Annotated in this window: 14 protein-coding genes; 3 read left to right on the top strand and 11 right to left on the bottom strand. The window is 66.6% G+C overall.

The features are described 5' to 3' along the window. Window positions 1–224: 224 nt before the first annotated feature. From CFB40_RS36955 to CFB40_RS36945, 3 genes are all read right to left on the bottom strand, one after another. Entirely contained in the window at window positions 225–629 is a 405-nt protein-coding gene (locus tag CFB40_RS36955; protein ID WP_089434195.1) for a hypothetical protein, read from the bottom strand. Window positions 630–1,077: 448 nt separating this feature from the next. After that, entirely contained in the window at window positions 1,078–1,332 is a 255-nt protein-coding gene (locus CFB40_RS36950) for a toxin-antitoxin system YwqK family antitoxin (RefSeq protein ID WP_089434194.1), read from the bottom strand. A gap of 59 nt (window positions 1,333–1,391) precedes the next feature. Further along, complete coding sequence (locus tag CFB40_RS36945) at window positions 1,392–1,718, bottom strand: hypothetical protein (protein WP_089434193.1); 327 nt, start codon at window positions 1,716–1,718, stop codon at window positions 1,392–1,394. 702 nt (window positions 1,719–2,420) lie between these two features. Between CFB40_RS36945 and CFB40_RS36940 the strand changes: the two genes are divergently transcribed. Genes CFB40_RS36940 through CFB40_RS36930 form a run of 3 tightly spaced genes read left to right on the top strand, consistent with a single transcriptional unit; the run spans window position 2,421 to window position 5,759 of the window. Further along, a complete protein-coding gene (locus CFB40_RS36940; RefSeq protein ID WP_089434192.1) occupies window positions 2,421–3,827 on the top strand; it encodes a zinc ribbon domain-containing protein in 1,407 nt (468 codons plus the stop codon). A 19-nt stretch (window positions 3,828–3,846) separates the two neighbouring features. Further along, window positions 3,847–4,530: a hypothetical protein gene (locus CFB40_RS36935; RefSeq protein ID WP_256976994.1), complete on the top strand. Its 684-nt coding sequence runs from the start codon at window positions 3,847–3,849 to the stop codon at window positions 4,528–4,530. Window positions 4,531–4,559: 29 nt separating this feature from the next. Beyond that, window positions 4,560–5,759 (top strand): hypothetical protein, encoded by a 1,200-nt coding sequence (locus CFB40_RS36930; protein ID WP_089434190.1) that lies wholly within the window; start codon window positions 4,560–4,562, stop codon window positions 5,757–5,759. Window positions 5,760–6,085: 326 nt separating this feature from the next. On the opposite strand, the gene hutC is transcribed toward CFB40_RS36930, so the two are convergent. From hutC to CFB40_RS36890, 8 genes are all read right to left on the bottom strand, one after another. Continuing rightward, complete coding sequence (gene hutC / locus CFB40_RS36925) at window positions 6,086–6,841, bottom strand: histidine utilization repressor (RefSeq protein ID WP_089429422.1); 756 nt, start codon at window positions 6,839–6,841, stop codon at window positions 6,086–6,088. Between the two features lie 56 nt (window positions 6,842–6,897). Further along, complete coding sequence (locus CFB40_RS36920) at window positions 6,898–8,391, bottom strand: HAL/PAL/TAL family ammonia-lyase (RefSeq protein WP_089429421.1); 1,494 nt, start codon at window positions 8,389–8,391, stop codon at window positions 6,898–6,900. Between the two features lie 7 nt (window positions 8,392–8,398). Continuing rightward, the gene (locus CFB40_RS36915) at window positions 8,399–9,190 is read right to left on the bottom strand and encodes an ABC transporter ATP-binding protein (protein WP_039353363.1); all 792 of its coding nucleotides are present in this window, start codon (window positions 9,188–9,190) and stop codon (window positions 8,399–8,401) included. Between the two features lie 27 nt (window positions 9,191–9,217). Continuing rightward, window positions 9,218–9,964 (bottom strand): ABC transporter permease, encoded by a 747-nt coding sequence (locus tag CFB40_RS36910; protein WP_089429420.1) that lies wholly within the window; start codon window positions 9,962–9,964, stop codon window positions 9,218–9,220. Between the two features lie 10 nt (window positions 9,965–9,974). Further along, on the bottom strand, window positions 9,975–10,697 hold the full coding sequence (locus CFB40_RS36905; protein ID WP_039353368.1) for an ABC transporter permease: 723 nt from the start codon (window positions 10,695–10,697) through the stop codon (window positions 9,975–9,977). A 92-nt stretch (window positions 10,698–10,789) separates the two neighbouring features. Next, window positions 10,790–11,650 (bottom strand): transporter substrate-binding domain-containing protein, encoded by an 861-nt coding sequence (locus CFB40_RS36900; RefSeq protein WP_039353370.1) that lies wholly within the window; start codon window positions 11,648–11,650, stop codon window positions 10,790–10,792. A 357-nt stretch (window positions 11,651–12,007) separates the two neighbouring features. After that, a complete protein-coding gene (locus tag CFB40_RS36895) occupies window positions 12,008–13,141 on the bottom strand; it encodes a TIGR03364 family FAD-dependent oxidoreductase (RefSeq protein WP_256976993.1) in 1,134 nt (377 codons plus the stop codon). Between the two features lie 250 nt (window positions 13,142–13,391). After that, entirely contained in the window at window positions 13,392–14,609 is a 1,218-nt protein-coding gene (locus tag CFB40_RS36890; RefSeq protein WP_089429418.1) for a putative glycoside hydrolase, read from the bottom strand. Between the last annotated feature and the right edge of the window lie 24 nt (window positions 14,610–14,633).

Here is a 14,633-nt window from a genome sequence, read left to right as displayed (position 1 = left end):
GCGAAACCTGAGTTTGAGCAGGTAATCGTGCCGGGGTAATAAGAAGGATTATCTCGCGGGCGAGTCCCTCGGCGATGTCTGCTGACAGCTGCGAGCGATACCGGGTGGCTGTTCTTGAGTCGCGCGAAAAGGCCCTTTACGACCCTGAGCGGGCGTTCGGCGCACGACCAGCTCAAAGTCTCGTACCGAAGGCATAGCGCTCGCTCTGAGAGCAACGGTGATCTTTAAGGCTTGACCCGATGATCCGTGAATTCATAGTCAGACATGCAATCGACCGTGGGATCTCGCTCAATAGCCGAAATATGAACTGTATCGTCGTCTGTAAAAGTGTAGGTGTAGACATCGGGGGTGGGAACGCCCTCTGTGAAGACGGAAATCTTGTCGCCCTTTGTTTCCCACTGGCCTCGCTCCTCGTTTAAAAGCTGAGTCTTTTCAGGATTTTTGAAGAACGCGATTTCGAACTTTCCGTCTGATGATCTTTTCATGGCCCACGACATATAGGAACATTTTCCACTCTCGTCCCTTTGACCCTGCCAGTTACCAACCAAATGGCTGTCGAGAGCCAAAGCGAGCTTGGATACCGAAAGAAGAACTGCAACAAGCAAGATATTTGTAGTTATGAGTTTCATGGCGAATTTCAGTAATGGATAAGAGCTGTAACGTCGGTAAGAAGCTGCGCTACAAGCGAAAGGCCGAATGGCTGTCGGCGCCGACGCCGTTTTGATTGCAGCCGCCCCCGGATGCGTTGGACGCCCCGCCCGCAACCGAACAAAGGGCAATCACACCGGCTCTACGGCAACTGAGCGTGAAACTTGAGCGGGCCATTGACCGACCGGATGCATCCGGCGAGCGATGCTTCGTGGCCGAACTGAGTCAGGCGCTCTGGCGCTGTCTGTTTGGTCTAGTCCAGCCTTATACACATGGGCACCCACCCCACTGCAGCACCGACACTCATCACCCCAATGATGTAGCAGTACGTGCGTCCTATTTGCCAAGGCCCAGCGCAGAAACCTACGCCGCCAATTTCGAGATCGACGTCACTCACACCTCTCGTCGCCCTTCAGCGTCCCAATACGTCTAGTCCCCTGATTCGGTTCCGTGATCGTAGTCCCCAAGCGCAGCTAGCTGTCCGTTTGGGTGAAAATCCTTCCAAACCCCGTGTTCGACGCCGTGTTCGTACGTTCCTTCGGACGCGACAGTGCCGTCCTCTCTGTATTCAACAAAGAGGCCGTGCCGAATCCATCGTTGCTTATCGGCAGCCAAGTATCTGCAATAGCGATATCTAAGCGAACCGCTTGGATAAAAGACTTCCGCGATATCCAATTCCGCCATTGCGGTATCCCATTCGCTTGCAATTCACCGTGACATCATGATGTCATTCGTCTTGCAATCTATCGTGGTAGAACTGTCTTGTACTTCCAGCCTCGCGCTTGTGATAGCCATTGGTCGTACATCACTTGGCGATCTACCAGTTCCATGCTCAGCGCTGCCATGGCCATGTACTCCAGCACGCGCCAGTTCGCGTCGTCCCCCTTCCTGAAAGTGGCGTCGATTGCGTCCAACGCCAGTTCCAACTCGTTGTGCTTCAAGAACTCCTCAAATTCGGCGATCTCATCCGCGCAAACGCCCTCGGCAGCTTCCGACAGGTGGGCTCGCGCCTCGCGAAGATACTCCGAGATCCTGCTCCAGTTGGAGTGGAGGTCGCGATCAGCCAGCATATGATTTCTCTTTAAGTCGGACGTGCCAATTGTCGGCAACTTCAACCCAAGTGTCGACTGACCGCTCCTGGCCGAACCGAGCCACAGAGCAACCCTAAAGCTGGCGGACCGGCTTCGACCACAACCTTGAAGTAACTTCACAGGTCAACGTTGAGCGAGGGAAATTCCAAGTAGCGTGAATCTCGACACTGCGTGCGCCACGGCAGGCAGAGTAACCGTCTAGTCACCGCGATGAATGCACCACCAGGCTGCTGACGGTGCGCGCGGCGCATCCGGTCGGCTTTGCACGCGAATACACGCTCCGTCACGCGCCTTCCGGATGGCAAAACCTCGTAATTTCAGTGTAATATCCGCTGCAGAAGACCATTTGTATTATCAATCGAAATAATGAAAACAGTCAGCCGGATTCGATCCGGCGACTGATACGGGGAAAGCTTGAACTCGCCATTCAATACCGGGGCATCCGGATCCGTTGGGCCGTCCGTGCCAGTTCACGTCGGCCGGATCTCTTCTTCTCTACGCCGGCACTTCCCGCGCGGCCGACCCCATTCCGACTGATATCCCGCGCTGAACGGCCCGCGCCGCGTCGCTCGCCTTCGTAGCACGCGGCCGGTACGCCGCCATCCCGCGATTCGGACACACGTGCGCATACCCGCGCGGCGCCGTCACGTCGATCGTTCAAAAGAAGAGGATTACTGAATTATGACTGCGTGTACCCACTGCGGAACCGATCTGCCCGGCGGTCTCAAGTTCTGCAAGCAATGCGGAACCCCGGTTGCGGCCATCCGGACCGAAGCGGCCAGCGCACCGTGCCGGAACTGCCACGCCGCGCTGATGCCGAACCAGCGTTTCTGCAACAAGTGCGGGACACCCGTCGCATCGGTCAATGACGCCGGTGCGATCGAGATGGAGGTGGAGGTGCCCGCGCCGCCGGCCGAGCCCGCACTGCAATCCGCACACGTGGCCGTGGAATCCGCTCGCGAATCTGCATCCGGCACCGTCGACGCGCAAGATACGCAAGCGGACATCAGCGGCGAATCGATGGCGGCGAACACTGCAGGGAACGACCTCTCGCGCGTCGCGAATACCGCCGATCCGGTATCGGGTCGTGCGAACGCACCGCTGCCATCGCACGACGCCGCGACCACTGCCACGCCCATCGCAGCGGCAGACCAGCGGGGCGATACGGTCGCTTCGTCGCAAGCCTCGCCTGTCGTCACGGATGCGCAATCCGCGCCTGCGGGCGTATCGGCGCATACCGCGGCGGCACTCGCCGACGGCGAAACAGACGGGGTCGATGCGGCGGCCAAGCCTCACGACGTACCGGTTGCCGATGTAACGTCGGCGTCGGCCGAATCCATGCGTCCGCATTCCGGTGTGGTGCCCCCGCCGATACCGCAGACCCCGACGACGAACGACGCTACGTCGGCAAGACTCAAGATCGTCGCAGCCGGCGTCGCGGTCGCCATCGCCTGCGCGGGTGGCGCGTTCTGGTGGCACGGCCGCCAGGCGAGCGCACCTGCAACGCCCGAACCGGTCGCCGCATCCACGGTTCCTGCGTTCACGGCCAACGCCGCATCGGACATCGCGGGACCCGGTTCCGCCACCACCGGCGCGGCTGTTGTGACGACACCGCCCGACGCACCGGCGTCCGCGCCGACCGATACGGCCGCCGCAGCCATGACCTCGCCCGCGTCGGGCCCGGCCGTCGTCACGAATGTCACGACGGCTCCGGTGCCCGCGACGCCGCCGGCGTCGAACGCGCCGCCCGCAGCCGCGAACGCGCAGCCGCCGTCGCCCTTCGCGAAACTGCAGGACGACACGCCCACCCCAACCGCCCCCGCCACCGTTGCAGAGGCACCGCGCAACAAGCCGCACCCGACACCGCCGGCCCGCCCGTCCACGGCGGCCAACCCTGCCGCGCCCGCCGTCGACGGCCTGCTGAAACGCGCGCAGGGCGACCTGTCGCGCGGCCAGTACGACAAGGCGATCGCGACAGCGGAAAGCGTCCTGGCGATCGAGCCGGGCAACCGTCCGGCGAAGACGTTGATCGCCAAGGCAAAGGCGCGGCAGATGGATGCACTGCGCAACAACAGCACACTTGAATGAAGCGCCGGAGAAAACCGACATGACAATCCAGAAAACCCTCGCCGTGGCCTGCGCGGTCACCTTGCTCGCCAGCGGCTGCGCCACCCAGAACGGCACCGGCGGGATCTCATCCGAATCGGTGCTGCGCTGCACCGCGCTCGGCGCCGGCGGCGCGCTGGTCGGTGCGCTGATCGGCGGCACCAAGGGCGCGATCGGCGGCGCGGTGGCCGGGCTTGCCGCGTGCGCCGTGATCGAAGTGGCAACGCGGCAGACGAAGACGGCGGCCGAAGTCGATCGCGATTACCGCGCGAACAACCGCAACAACCTGCCGCCGTACGCGAAGATCGACGCCTACACCACGGTTGTCACGCCGCGCTCCGCGGTCAAGACCGGCGAGCCGATCAAGCTGGCCTCGCAGATTCGCGCGGTATCCGGCACGAACGAGCCCGTCCAGGAAGTCAAGGAAGTCGTGACCGTCTACGCGCCGTCGGGCGAGCAGTTCAAGCGCGGCGAGAAGATCGTCAACGCGACGCCGGGCAGCGGCGAATTCGACAACAGCTTCACGCTGAAACTGCCGTCGGGTGCGCCGCAAGGCACGTACACGCTGAAAAGCCAGGTCTACCTGAACGGCAAGCCGGGCTCGACCCGGCAATCCAGCATCCAGCTCGCGCAGGTCGACGGCGTCACCGTCGTCGCGCTGCTCGACGCCCCCGCCGCACACTGACCGGCCCGCCCCTGCAAGGAGATTCAACGATGTCAACGCTCGATCAAGCCCCGGTGTCGGGAAAGTTCGGCCTGCTGCGTGCCGCCGAGGCCGTCACGAACTGGCGCGCACTCGCGATGTGCGCGTTCGCGCTCGTCGCCAGCATGCTGATGGCCATGCTCACGATCCAGGTACTCGGCCACAGCCCCGTGCTCGGCCTGCTGTTCGTCATCGCGACGCTCGCGATCTCGCTGATCGGCTATTCCGCGGTCGGCATCGTGCTGATGCGCGATGCACAGGGTGAATCGGTCGGATTCGTCGACGCGCTGCTGCAGGCCACGTTCAGCGTCCACCGCCTCGTCGGCATCGGCGTACTGCTGGTGGTCGGCTGGATCCTGCTGCTGCTCGCGTTGCTGATCGTGTTCCTGGTCTGCAAGCTCCCGGGCGTCGGCCCGCTGCTGTACGCGATCGCGTATCCGGTCGCGGCGATCGCCGCGGGCGCGATCTTCGCCGGCATGGGGTACGTCGGCTATCCGCTCGCCGCGCCCGCCATCTGGCAAGGCAACACGACGCTGCAGACCGCCGCGCGCCTGCTGCAGATCGGCCGCCGCCAGCTGCTCGGCGTGATCGTCCGGATGTTCGGGCTGCTGCTGCTCGTCGGCGTGCTGTCCGCCATCGTGTTCGGCATTCTCGGCACCGGCGCCGCGATCGCATCGTCGATCTCGGCGGCAACCGGCACCAGCCCGCTGGGTGGCCTGATGGGCACGCTCGGCGGCCTGGGCGGCCTCGGCCGGCACGCCAGCGCCTACGGCCTTGGCGCGGAGGCGGCGGGAGGCGGATTCGACTACCGCAGCATGGCCTACCTGGGCGCGTACGGCTTCGGCAACGGCCTGCTGTTCGCGATCGGTCTCGTGATTCCGTTCCTGACGTTCGTCAACGGCACGTGCCTCATCTATCTGCAGACGGTCAGCGGCGTCGATTTCTCCGCAACGGAAGAGAAGCTGAGCCAGCACGTCGCGGACGCGAAACGCCACGCCGAACAGGCACGCGAACGCGCCGCCGATCACCTTGCCAAAGCACGCGACTCGCATGCCGCCAGCACGGCGAGCGCAGCGGAGACGGCTTCGCTGCCGGAGTCGGATCCGAAATCGGCCGCCGCGGACGAGGCCACGGCCTGTGCGCAGTGCCACAAGCCGATGGCCGCCGACGACCTGTTCTGCGGCGAATGCGGCGCGCGCCGTCACGCTTGACGACAGCGTGACGGCGCATCAAAGCGCGGCCCGCGGCCAGGTATCGCCGCGGGTCGCGGGGTTCGGGCAAACAACCGGCACGTATCGGCGGCCGGTTTCCTGAACGCGGTCGATCGGTTCGCGCAACACGTCGCGTCTACCGGCGCGATGACGAAAGCGCGACGCTGCGCGAACATCCCGCGCTCGCGTACCCGGTCAACCGGCCCGCGCAAGCGGCCTGAGCGCCCGCCGCACGTGGCTTGCGCAACGGCAAGCCGGCAGCCTGACCCGACGCTCGCCTTCGCGACCGTGACAGCGACAGCGAACGCCGCAGCGCACGACCCTGCCTACACCCGCCCTGCCAGATGAAACCGTGACGCCGGATGCCACAGCTGCACCGACGTCGCGACCTGCCCGCCGACCCACGTGCGCCGCCGCAGCAGCAGACACGGTTCGCCGATTTCCATTACGAGGTGCCGGCGCACCTGCGCATCGGGCTTCTGCGCGTAGATGCGGAATTCCGCGCGCTGGATCGGCGCGAGCCGCACCATGTAGTGGTTCGGGGTCTCGACCGTGAAATCCTGCTCGAGATAGTCGGGAAACAGCGCCGGATTGACGTAGCGATCCTCGAACTGGATCGGCTCGCCCTCCTCGCAATGCACGATGCGCGAATGAAACACCGGCCCCGTGCGAAGTCCGAGCGCCTCGATCGCTTCGGGATCATCGCTGCTTTCGATCATCAGCACGCGTGCACTGTGCCGGTGGCCGCGCTCGGCGATCTCGTCCGCGATGTTGCGGATCTCGAGCACCGTCGATTCGTAATGACGGCGCTCGACGAAGGTGCCCGCCCCCTGGATGCGGGTCAGCACGCGCTCGGCGGTCAGCTCGCGCAGCGCACGCGATACCGTCATCCGCGCCACGCCGAACTCCTTGACCAGTTCGGCTTCGGTCGGAATCGCGCCACCGGGCTTCCAGTCCCCGTTCGCGATCCGCTCGACCACGTAGCGCTTGATCTGCTGGTAGGCCGGCAGCGCGCGTGCCGGCACGTCGTCGCCCGGTACGGCCCCCGGCCGGGCCGCCGTATATCGTTCCGCTTCGTTCATGCGCCCTCGATCGAATGAAGATGGGATGACCTGCCGACCGTCGCCCCGCCGCTGCGTCACGCCAGCGACGGCGGTACGCCCGCGACGATGGCGGCCGCGCTCGCGATGTCGTCCGCGAGCGGCCGGTCGTCGTGATATGCCGGCACGCGGTCGCGCACGTAACGCCACAGCGCGTCGGTCGGCGCCGCCCGCGACGCTTCGTTTTCCTGCAAATCGTACGCCTGCGCGGCGGCCAGCAACTCGATCGCGAGCACGCGCGTGGTGTTCTCGATGATGTCGAGCGCCTTCAGCGCGGCCGGCGTCGCATGGCACAGGTGGTCTTCCTGCAGGCCCGACGTGATGCCGCCGTCGAGGCTCGCGGGCGCGGCGAGCCGCTGGTTCTGCGCCACCAGCGCGACCGCGGTGTACTGCGCGATCATGAACCCGGAACACGTGCCGCCCGGCGCCGCGAGAAATGCCGGCAGCCCGCTCACGAGCGGATTGACGAGCCGGTCGAGCCGTCGCTCGGCAATCGCCGCGACCTGCGCCATCGCGGCCGCAAGGCTGTCCATCGCGAGCGCGATGCCCGCGCCGACCGCATGCGCCTGCGAATGGACGGCCGGCGCGTCCCGGGTGCCCGCGACGATCGGATTGTCGGTCACGGACGCGAGCTCGCGGTCGACGACTTCCGCCGTGACCGCCAGCACGTCGCGCGCCGCGCCGTGCACGTGCGGAATCGTGCGCAGGCTGAGCGGGTCCTGCGTATGTCGCCCGTTCGCCGCGGCGAGCATCGCGCTGTCGGCGAGCATCGCACGCAAACGCGCGCCGACGTGCCCGATGCCGGGCGAAATGCGCAGCGCCAGCGACGCCGGATCGAACGCGGCGAGCTGGCCGCCGAGATTCTCGAAGCTCGTCGCCGCGATCCAGTCGGCCCAGTCGAGCAACCGCTCGGCGCGCGCGAGCGCGAGCGCGGCGAGCCCCGTCACGCACGGCGTGCCGTTGACGAGGCTCAGCCCCTCCTTCGCGCCGAGCGCCAGCGGCTCGCGGCCGATGCGGCGCAACGCTTCGTCGCCGCGCACGCGTTCGCCGCGATGACGCGCGTGGCCGTGGCCGATACAGACGAGCGCGACGTGCGCCATGTGGGTCAGGTAGCCGACCGACCCGTGCGCCGGCACTTCCGGCAGGCAATCGTGCTCGAGCAGGGCGACCAGCTGGTCGACGATGTCGGCCCGCACGCCGGAATGCCCGTGCGCGTAATTGTTGATCGCGGCCGCGATGATCGCGCGCGTTTCCGCCGCCCCGAGCGGCGCGCCGACGCCGACCGCGTGGCTCATCAGGATGTTGCGCGACAGCGTGCCCTGCTGCGCGGGCGACACGATCACGTCGCATAGCGCACCGACGCCCGTGTTGACGCCATATGCGCGAATGCCGCGCGCGACGATTGCGTCGACGAGTTCGCGCGCCGCGACGACACGCCCGCGCGCGTCGTCGGTCAACGCGAGCGGCGCGCCGGCCGCCACCGCCGCGATCTGCCGCCAGTCGAGCGGCCGGGCCGAACGAAATACGGTCATGGCGGCCTCAGTTCGCGGCACGGTCATGATGGCTCGACACGAACTGGCGGAAGCGTTCGGAGCACTGGCCGCCGAACAGTTCGCCAGGCGTCCCGTCCGCATCGACCTCGCCCTGATGCAGGAACATCACGCGATTCGACACGTGCCGCGCGAAACCCATCTCGTGCGTGACGACCAGCATCGTGCGCCCTTCCTCCGCGAGCGAGCGCATCACGCGCAGCACCTCGCCGACCAGCTCCGGATCGAGCGCCGACGTCGGCTCGTCGAACAGCATCACCTTCGGATGCATCGCGAGCGCCCGCGCGATCGCGACCCGCTGCTGCTGGCCGCCCGACAGATGGGCCGGATAGTAGCCGCGCTTGTCCGCGAGGCCGACGCGCGCGAGCAGCGCCTCGGCTTCCTCGACCGCTTCCGCGCGACTGCGCTTCTGCACGCGCAGCGGCCCTTCGACGAGATTGTCGAGCACGGTCATGTGCGACCACAGGTTGAAGTTCTGGAACACCATCCCGAGCTGCGAGCGGATGCGGTCGACCTGGCGCCGGTCGCCCGGATGCAGCTTGCCGTCGCGCGCGCGCTTCATCTTCAGTTCCTCGCCGGCGAGCGCGACCGAGCCGTCGTCGGGCGTTTCGAGCAGGTTCAGGCAGCGCAGGAAGGTGCTCTTGCCCGAGCCGCTCGCACCGAGGATCGAGATGACGTCGCCTTCGTGCGCGTCGAGCGAAATGCCCTTCAGCACGTGGTGATCGCCGAACGACTTGTGGATGTTCCTGACCGACAGGGCGACGGGAGCAGCGGTATTCATCGATTTCTCCTGGAAGGAAGGACGCGGTCAGGATGCGACACGTCGCGCATTGCGTGCGTCGGCCGCGGGTGCGCCGGACGGCTTCGGCGCGCGCAGGTGGCCCGACAGCCGCCATTCGAGCGCGCCGAGCAGGCGGACGATGATGAAGTTCAGGCCCAGGTAGATGAGGGCCGCACACACGAACACCTCGGTCGTCCGGTAGGTTTGCTGGATGATCTGCTGCGCGACGCCCGTCACCTCCCACACGGTCACGAGGCTGGCGAGCGCGGTCGACTTGACCAGCAGCACGGCTTCGGTCGAATACGCGGGCAGGCACTGGCGCAGCGCGATCGGGCCGATCACGCGGCGCAGCAGCGCGAAGCCCGACAGGCCGATCGAATAGCCGGCCTCGATCTGCCCGACCGGCACGGCCATCAGCCCGCCGCGCAGGATCTCGGCCGTGTAGCCGGCCGTACACAGCGCGAGCGACAGCACCGCGCACACGTACGGCTCGCGCAGCAGCGGCCACATGAAGCTCTCGCGGATCACGCCGAACTGGCCGAGCCCGTAGTACACGAGAAACATCTGGATCAGCAGCGGCGAGCCGCGAAACACCAGGATGTAGGCACGCGCGAAGCGGTTCGGCAGCCAGCGCGGCGACACGCGCATCGTGACGATCACGAGCGACAGCAGGCCGCCGAGCACGAGCGACGCGAAGAACAGGCCGAGCGTGGTCGGTACCGCCGCGAGCAGCTGGCGCAGCGTGTCGAACAGGAAGTCGAAATCGAGTGACATGGGCGCTCCGTCAGTTGCGTGCGAAGTTGCGGCGGAACGACCGGCCGACGATCGCTTCAGCGCGGTTGAACACGCGGTTCGACAGCCCCGTCATGACCAGGTAGAGCGCACCGCCCGCGACGAAGAACACGAAATACTGATGGGTCGAATTCGCCGCGATCTGGCTCGTGCGCAGCAGCTCGGCGAGCCCGGTGACCGAGATCAGCGCCGAATCCTTCAGGCTCAGCTGCCACACGTTGCCGATGCCGGGCAACGCGAAGCGCAGGACCTGCGGAATCAGGATGCGCCGCAGCACCATGCTGCGCGGCATGCCGATCGAGCGCGCCGCTTCGAGCTCGCCCTTCGATACCGCGAGCACGGCCGCGCGATACACCTCGGCCTGGTACGCACCGGAAATCATCCCCACCGCGAGCGCGCCGATCACGAACGGCGGCACGCCGATGAAGCCTTCCGCACCGAACCACTGGCCCACGGCCGTGACGAGCGTCGAGCCGCCGAAATAGAACAGGTAGATGACGAGCAGTTCGGGCACGCCGCGAAACACCGTCGTGTACAGGTCGCCGAGCAGGCGGGCGCTGCGATAGCGCGACAGCTTCGCGGCCGCGATGCCCGCGCCGATCACGGCGCCGACCGCGAGCGCGGCAAGCGTCAGCGCGACCGTCATCAGCGCGGCGAGCAGCAGCACACCGCCCCAGCCTTCGGTTCCGAAGCCCAGCATTTCAAGGATCGCCATGCGTGCCTCCCGGCAAGCGTTGATAGGAACGGCAGGATGCGCGCCGCCGCGCTCAGCTCATGCCGCTTGCGCGGCGGCGGCCGGACGTGCGCTTACGGGGTGACGTCGGTCTTGAACCACTTGTCGGCGAGCTTCTTCACGGTACCGTCCGCGAGCGCGGCGCCGATCGCCGTATCGAACTTCGTCTTCAGGTCGGCATCCTGCTTGCGGAACGCAAGCCCTTCGCCCGGCCCCCAGATCGGGCCGCCGAGCTTCGGCCCCGCGAGCACGATCGATGCGGTGTCCTTCTTCGTGTTGTTCGCCGCGTAGTACGTGACATCGTCGAACGACGCGTCGATGCGGCCGGCGACGAGGTCGAGATCGCGCTCGGGCGAGGTCTTGTACACGCGGATCGACGCGATGTCCTTGAAGCTGTCGTTGATGAACTTCGTGTAGACGGTGCCCGACTGGATGCCGATCGTCTTGCCCTTCAGCTGCTTGCGCAGCGCGTCGACGGTCGATTTGTCGGCATTCGCGTCGCCCGACAGCTTGACGATCGGCGCGCCCGGCGCCGCCTTCGGCAAGATCTTCGTATCGGTGACGGCGAACGTCGCGGGCGTCGCGGCATAAGGACGCGAGAACAGCAGGATCTTCTCGCGCTCCGGCGTGATCGAGATCGCATCCATCAGGACATCGAACTTGCCGGCCTGCAGCCCCGGGATCATCCCGTCCCAGTCCTGCGCGACCATGTTGCACTGCACCTTGATCCGCTCGCACACGTTGGCGAGCAGTTCGGGCTCGAAGCCGCCGAGCTTGCCGCCCGGCAGCGTGAGGTTCCACGGCGCGTAGCCGCCCTCGAGCGCCACCGTCACCGTCTTCCATTCCTTCGCCTGCACCGGTGCGGAAAGCGTGGCCGCTGCCGCTGCGATGATGCCGATCGTCCTGACTGCCCACTTGATGCGCTTGCCGTTCACGAGATTTCTCCTTGTGTTGAAGATCGTCATCCCTTCGGTCATGCAAGCGGCCTCAGGAATTTGTCTATACAAGCATGCAAGAAGAAAAAACGAGCGACAAGCGTTGATCAAAAAAAACCGGGAAAACGCGGGAAATCCCCTAATTCCGGGGCTCTGACGTGCCTCGCGGTGGTGATTCCCGGCACGAACATGGTGCATTTCATCTGATCTTTCGATCAGGATGACTAGACAAATTCGTGATTCGAATGTTTCGCTAAACACACTAAAACAGCCGGCGAATCGTGCCGTCATGCCGGCAGGCGCATCGCTCGCACGCCTCCCGCGAACTGGCGACTGCGCGACGCGCAGGCCCCGTCCTCACCACGCGGCAAACACGTCCTGTGCGATCCCGAAGCCCGTGCTCATCCCGGCGCCGCTCGTCACGACGACGACGCGCGTGCCGTCATCCGGCGCCTCGATCACGCAATCGGCATCGGCTGCCGACGGATAGCTGCCGGTCCAGCGTTCGACGATGTCCAGTTCCGGCGCATCGAGCGTCTCGTGCAGCAGGCGCAGGATCTGCGCATCGATCTCCTGCGTCGCGAACGGCAGCGGTGCGGCGCCATATTCATGCGAATCGCCCACCACGAGGCTGCCGTCGGCGCTCTGCACCGCGATCAGGTGGATGCCGTAACCGAGGCACACGGGTTCCTCCGCTTTCAGGCGCGTGCGCAATGCGTCGGCGGCGGGCAGCGCCGCGAAACCCGCGTAACGCAGCAGGCTCAGGTCGCTCATCACCGCGGCGCGCAGCGCCAGCGAGCGACGCGGCCGCACGCGCAGCATCTGTAACTGGCACAGCCGCACCGCGTGCCGCGCGAACCAGTCGCCGACCAAGTGACGGCTGTCCGCATTGCCGCAGACGATCACGCGCTCCGCGTGCAACACGCCGCGCGACGTACGCACGGTCGGCGTGCGCACCTCGTGCACCATCTCGCCGTAGCGAAACGCCACGTCGAAACGTTCCGCCAGCCAGGACGCCAGCAACGGGATCGCCGTACGCGGCTCGATGCGCAGTTCATGCGGGCTGTGCAGCACGCCCTGCGCACCGTCGAGCCGCAACTCCGGCGCCACTGCCGCCGCTTCACCGGGCGTCATGACCCGGCAACCGTCGGCCATGCCGGTCTGCATGAACGCATCGATCAGGCGCATCGCCTCGGGGCGGCGTGCAATCAGGTGGAGGCCCTTGTGAAGCACGTCGATGCCGGCTTGCGGCGCGACGTCCGCCCAGACCTCGCGGCTCGCCCGCGCACGCCGCCAGCTGTGTCCGGCGTGCTGCCCGGTGACGGTGATGAAGCCGAAATTGCGGATCGACGCGCCCACGCATGCGGCATCGCGTTCGATCACGCAGACACGCAGCCCCTTGCGGGCCGCCGTATAGGCATGGGCGAGGCCGACGATGCCGGCGCCGACGATGATCACGTCATAAGCGTCTGCCGCTGCGATGGCGTTCACGATTGCACGTTCCTTCTGTCGAGATGACACGCGCCGCCTTCAGGGCGGGCGTAACGGTTGCTGTTTGCCGCGTCCCATGGACGGTTTCCCGGCGGCGAGGCGAACGGGCCGGCTCGCGTCGTTCGTTCCCGGGACTGGCGCACGATCCCGCACTATCTCGACGCGAGATGACATTCGAATGAAAAGCCACGGAACTGCATAAATTGGCAGATTTTGCCATTTCGACACGTGGCGTATCCCGCTTCGCCGGTCAGCGCGGCAGCGCAGCGGGATCGTAGCGATTGCGCGGATTCCACAGCATCCATCCGTCCGTGCCGGCCGCGTCGGCGGCGTCCACCTGAGCACGGATTTCCGCCGCGTCGAATGCGCGCCGGTCGAACGCATAGTCGCGAAACGCCTGCAGCCAGGGCCGGAAGCGCACGCGGTCGAGCCCGGTGCGGCGCATCGCCTCGGCGAGCGAGCGCCCGACGATCTCGCCCGGGTGATCGGTCGGCTTGCGGCAGCCCGGGAGGCCCCACGTGAAACCCGACGGATACAGCATCGGCGAAATGTAGTCGACCAGCCCGCCCAGTGCGCCGAGCCGCTGCCCGATCTGCGTGTCGTCGGCATTCCAGCACACGTAGCCGAAGATGTCGGCCGACAGGTAGAGGTTGTAGGGCCGCAGCCGTGCACGCGCGCCTTCCAGGAATCCGGTGATCGCGGCCACGCGGTTCGCCTCGGTGTTGGGCTCGCCGAACCGCAGGCCGCTCGCGTCGGGAAAGCGCAGGTAGTCGAACTGGATCTCGTCGAAACCCATCCGCGCGGCCTCCTCTGCCACGTCGAAGTTGTGTTCCCACGCGGCGCGCACGGTCGGGTCGATCCAGCGCAGGTGTTCGCGATCGCGCCAGATTCCGCCGGCCGCGTCGCGCACCGCCCAGTCGGGATGCGCGGCCGCAAGCGGATCGTCCTTGAATACGACGAGGCGCGCGATCAGGTACAGCCCGCGCGCATGGAATGCGCGGATCAGCGCCGGCAGGTCCGCGACGCGCGGCCCCGGCTCGCCGCCTGCGCCGATCGCTTCGCGCGCGGCGCTGCGATACGGCGTCATGCCACGATCGCCCTTCACGTCGATCACGAACGCGTTGACCGCCGTGCGACCCGGCAGCGCGAGCGCCGCGTCGCGCAGCGTGCGGTCCGCGACACCGTAAGCCGACAGGTAGACGGCCTTGGGACGAAACGGGACGAGCCGCACCGTGCGCGCCGACTCGCCGGCGGCGAGCGCGACCTCCGCGCGTCCATAGCCGGGGGCGGTCACGCTGAGCGTCGCGTCGCCCGACGGCGCGGCAAACGTGCCGGCGGCCGACGCGATCAGGCTGCTGCCCGACGCATACCCGAGCGCGCCCGCCACCGGCCGGCCGCTGCCGGCATCGACGACCGTCACTGCGACAGTGCCGGCCCGGCCGACAACACACGCAAGTGCCAGCAGCATGCCCGCGAGCCCGCGGCCGACCCG

The organism is Burkholderia sp. AU31652, from assembly GCF_002223155.1.
GTDB lineage: Bacteria > Pseudomonadota > Gammaproteobacteria > Burkholderiales > Burkholderiaceae > Burkholderia.
Note: the sequence above shows the minus strand (reverse complement) of the source record. Positions and strands in the feature narration are given on the sequence as shown.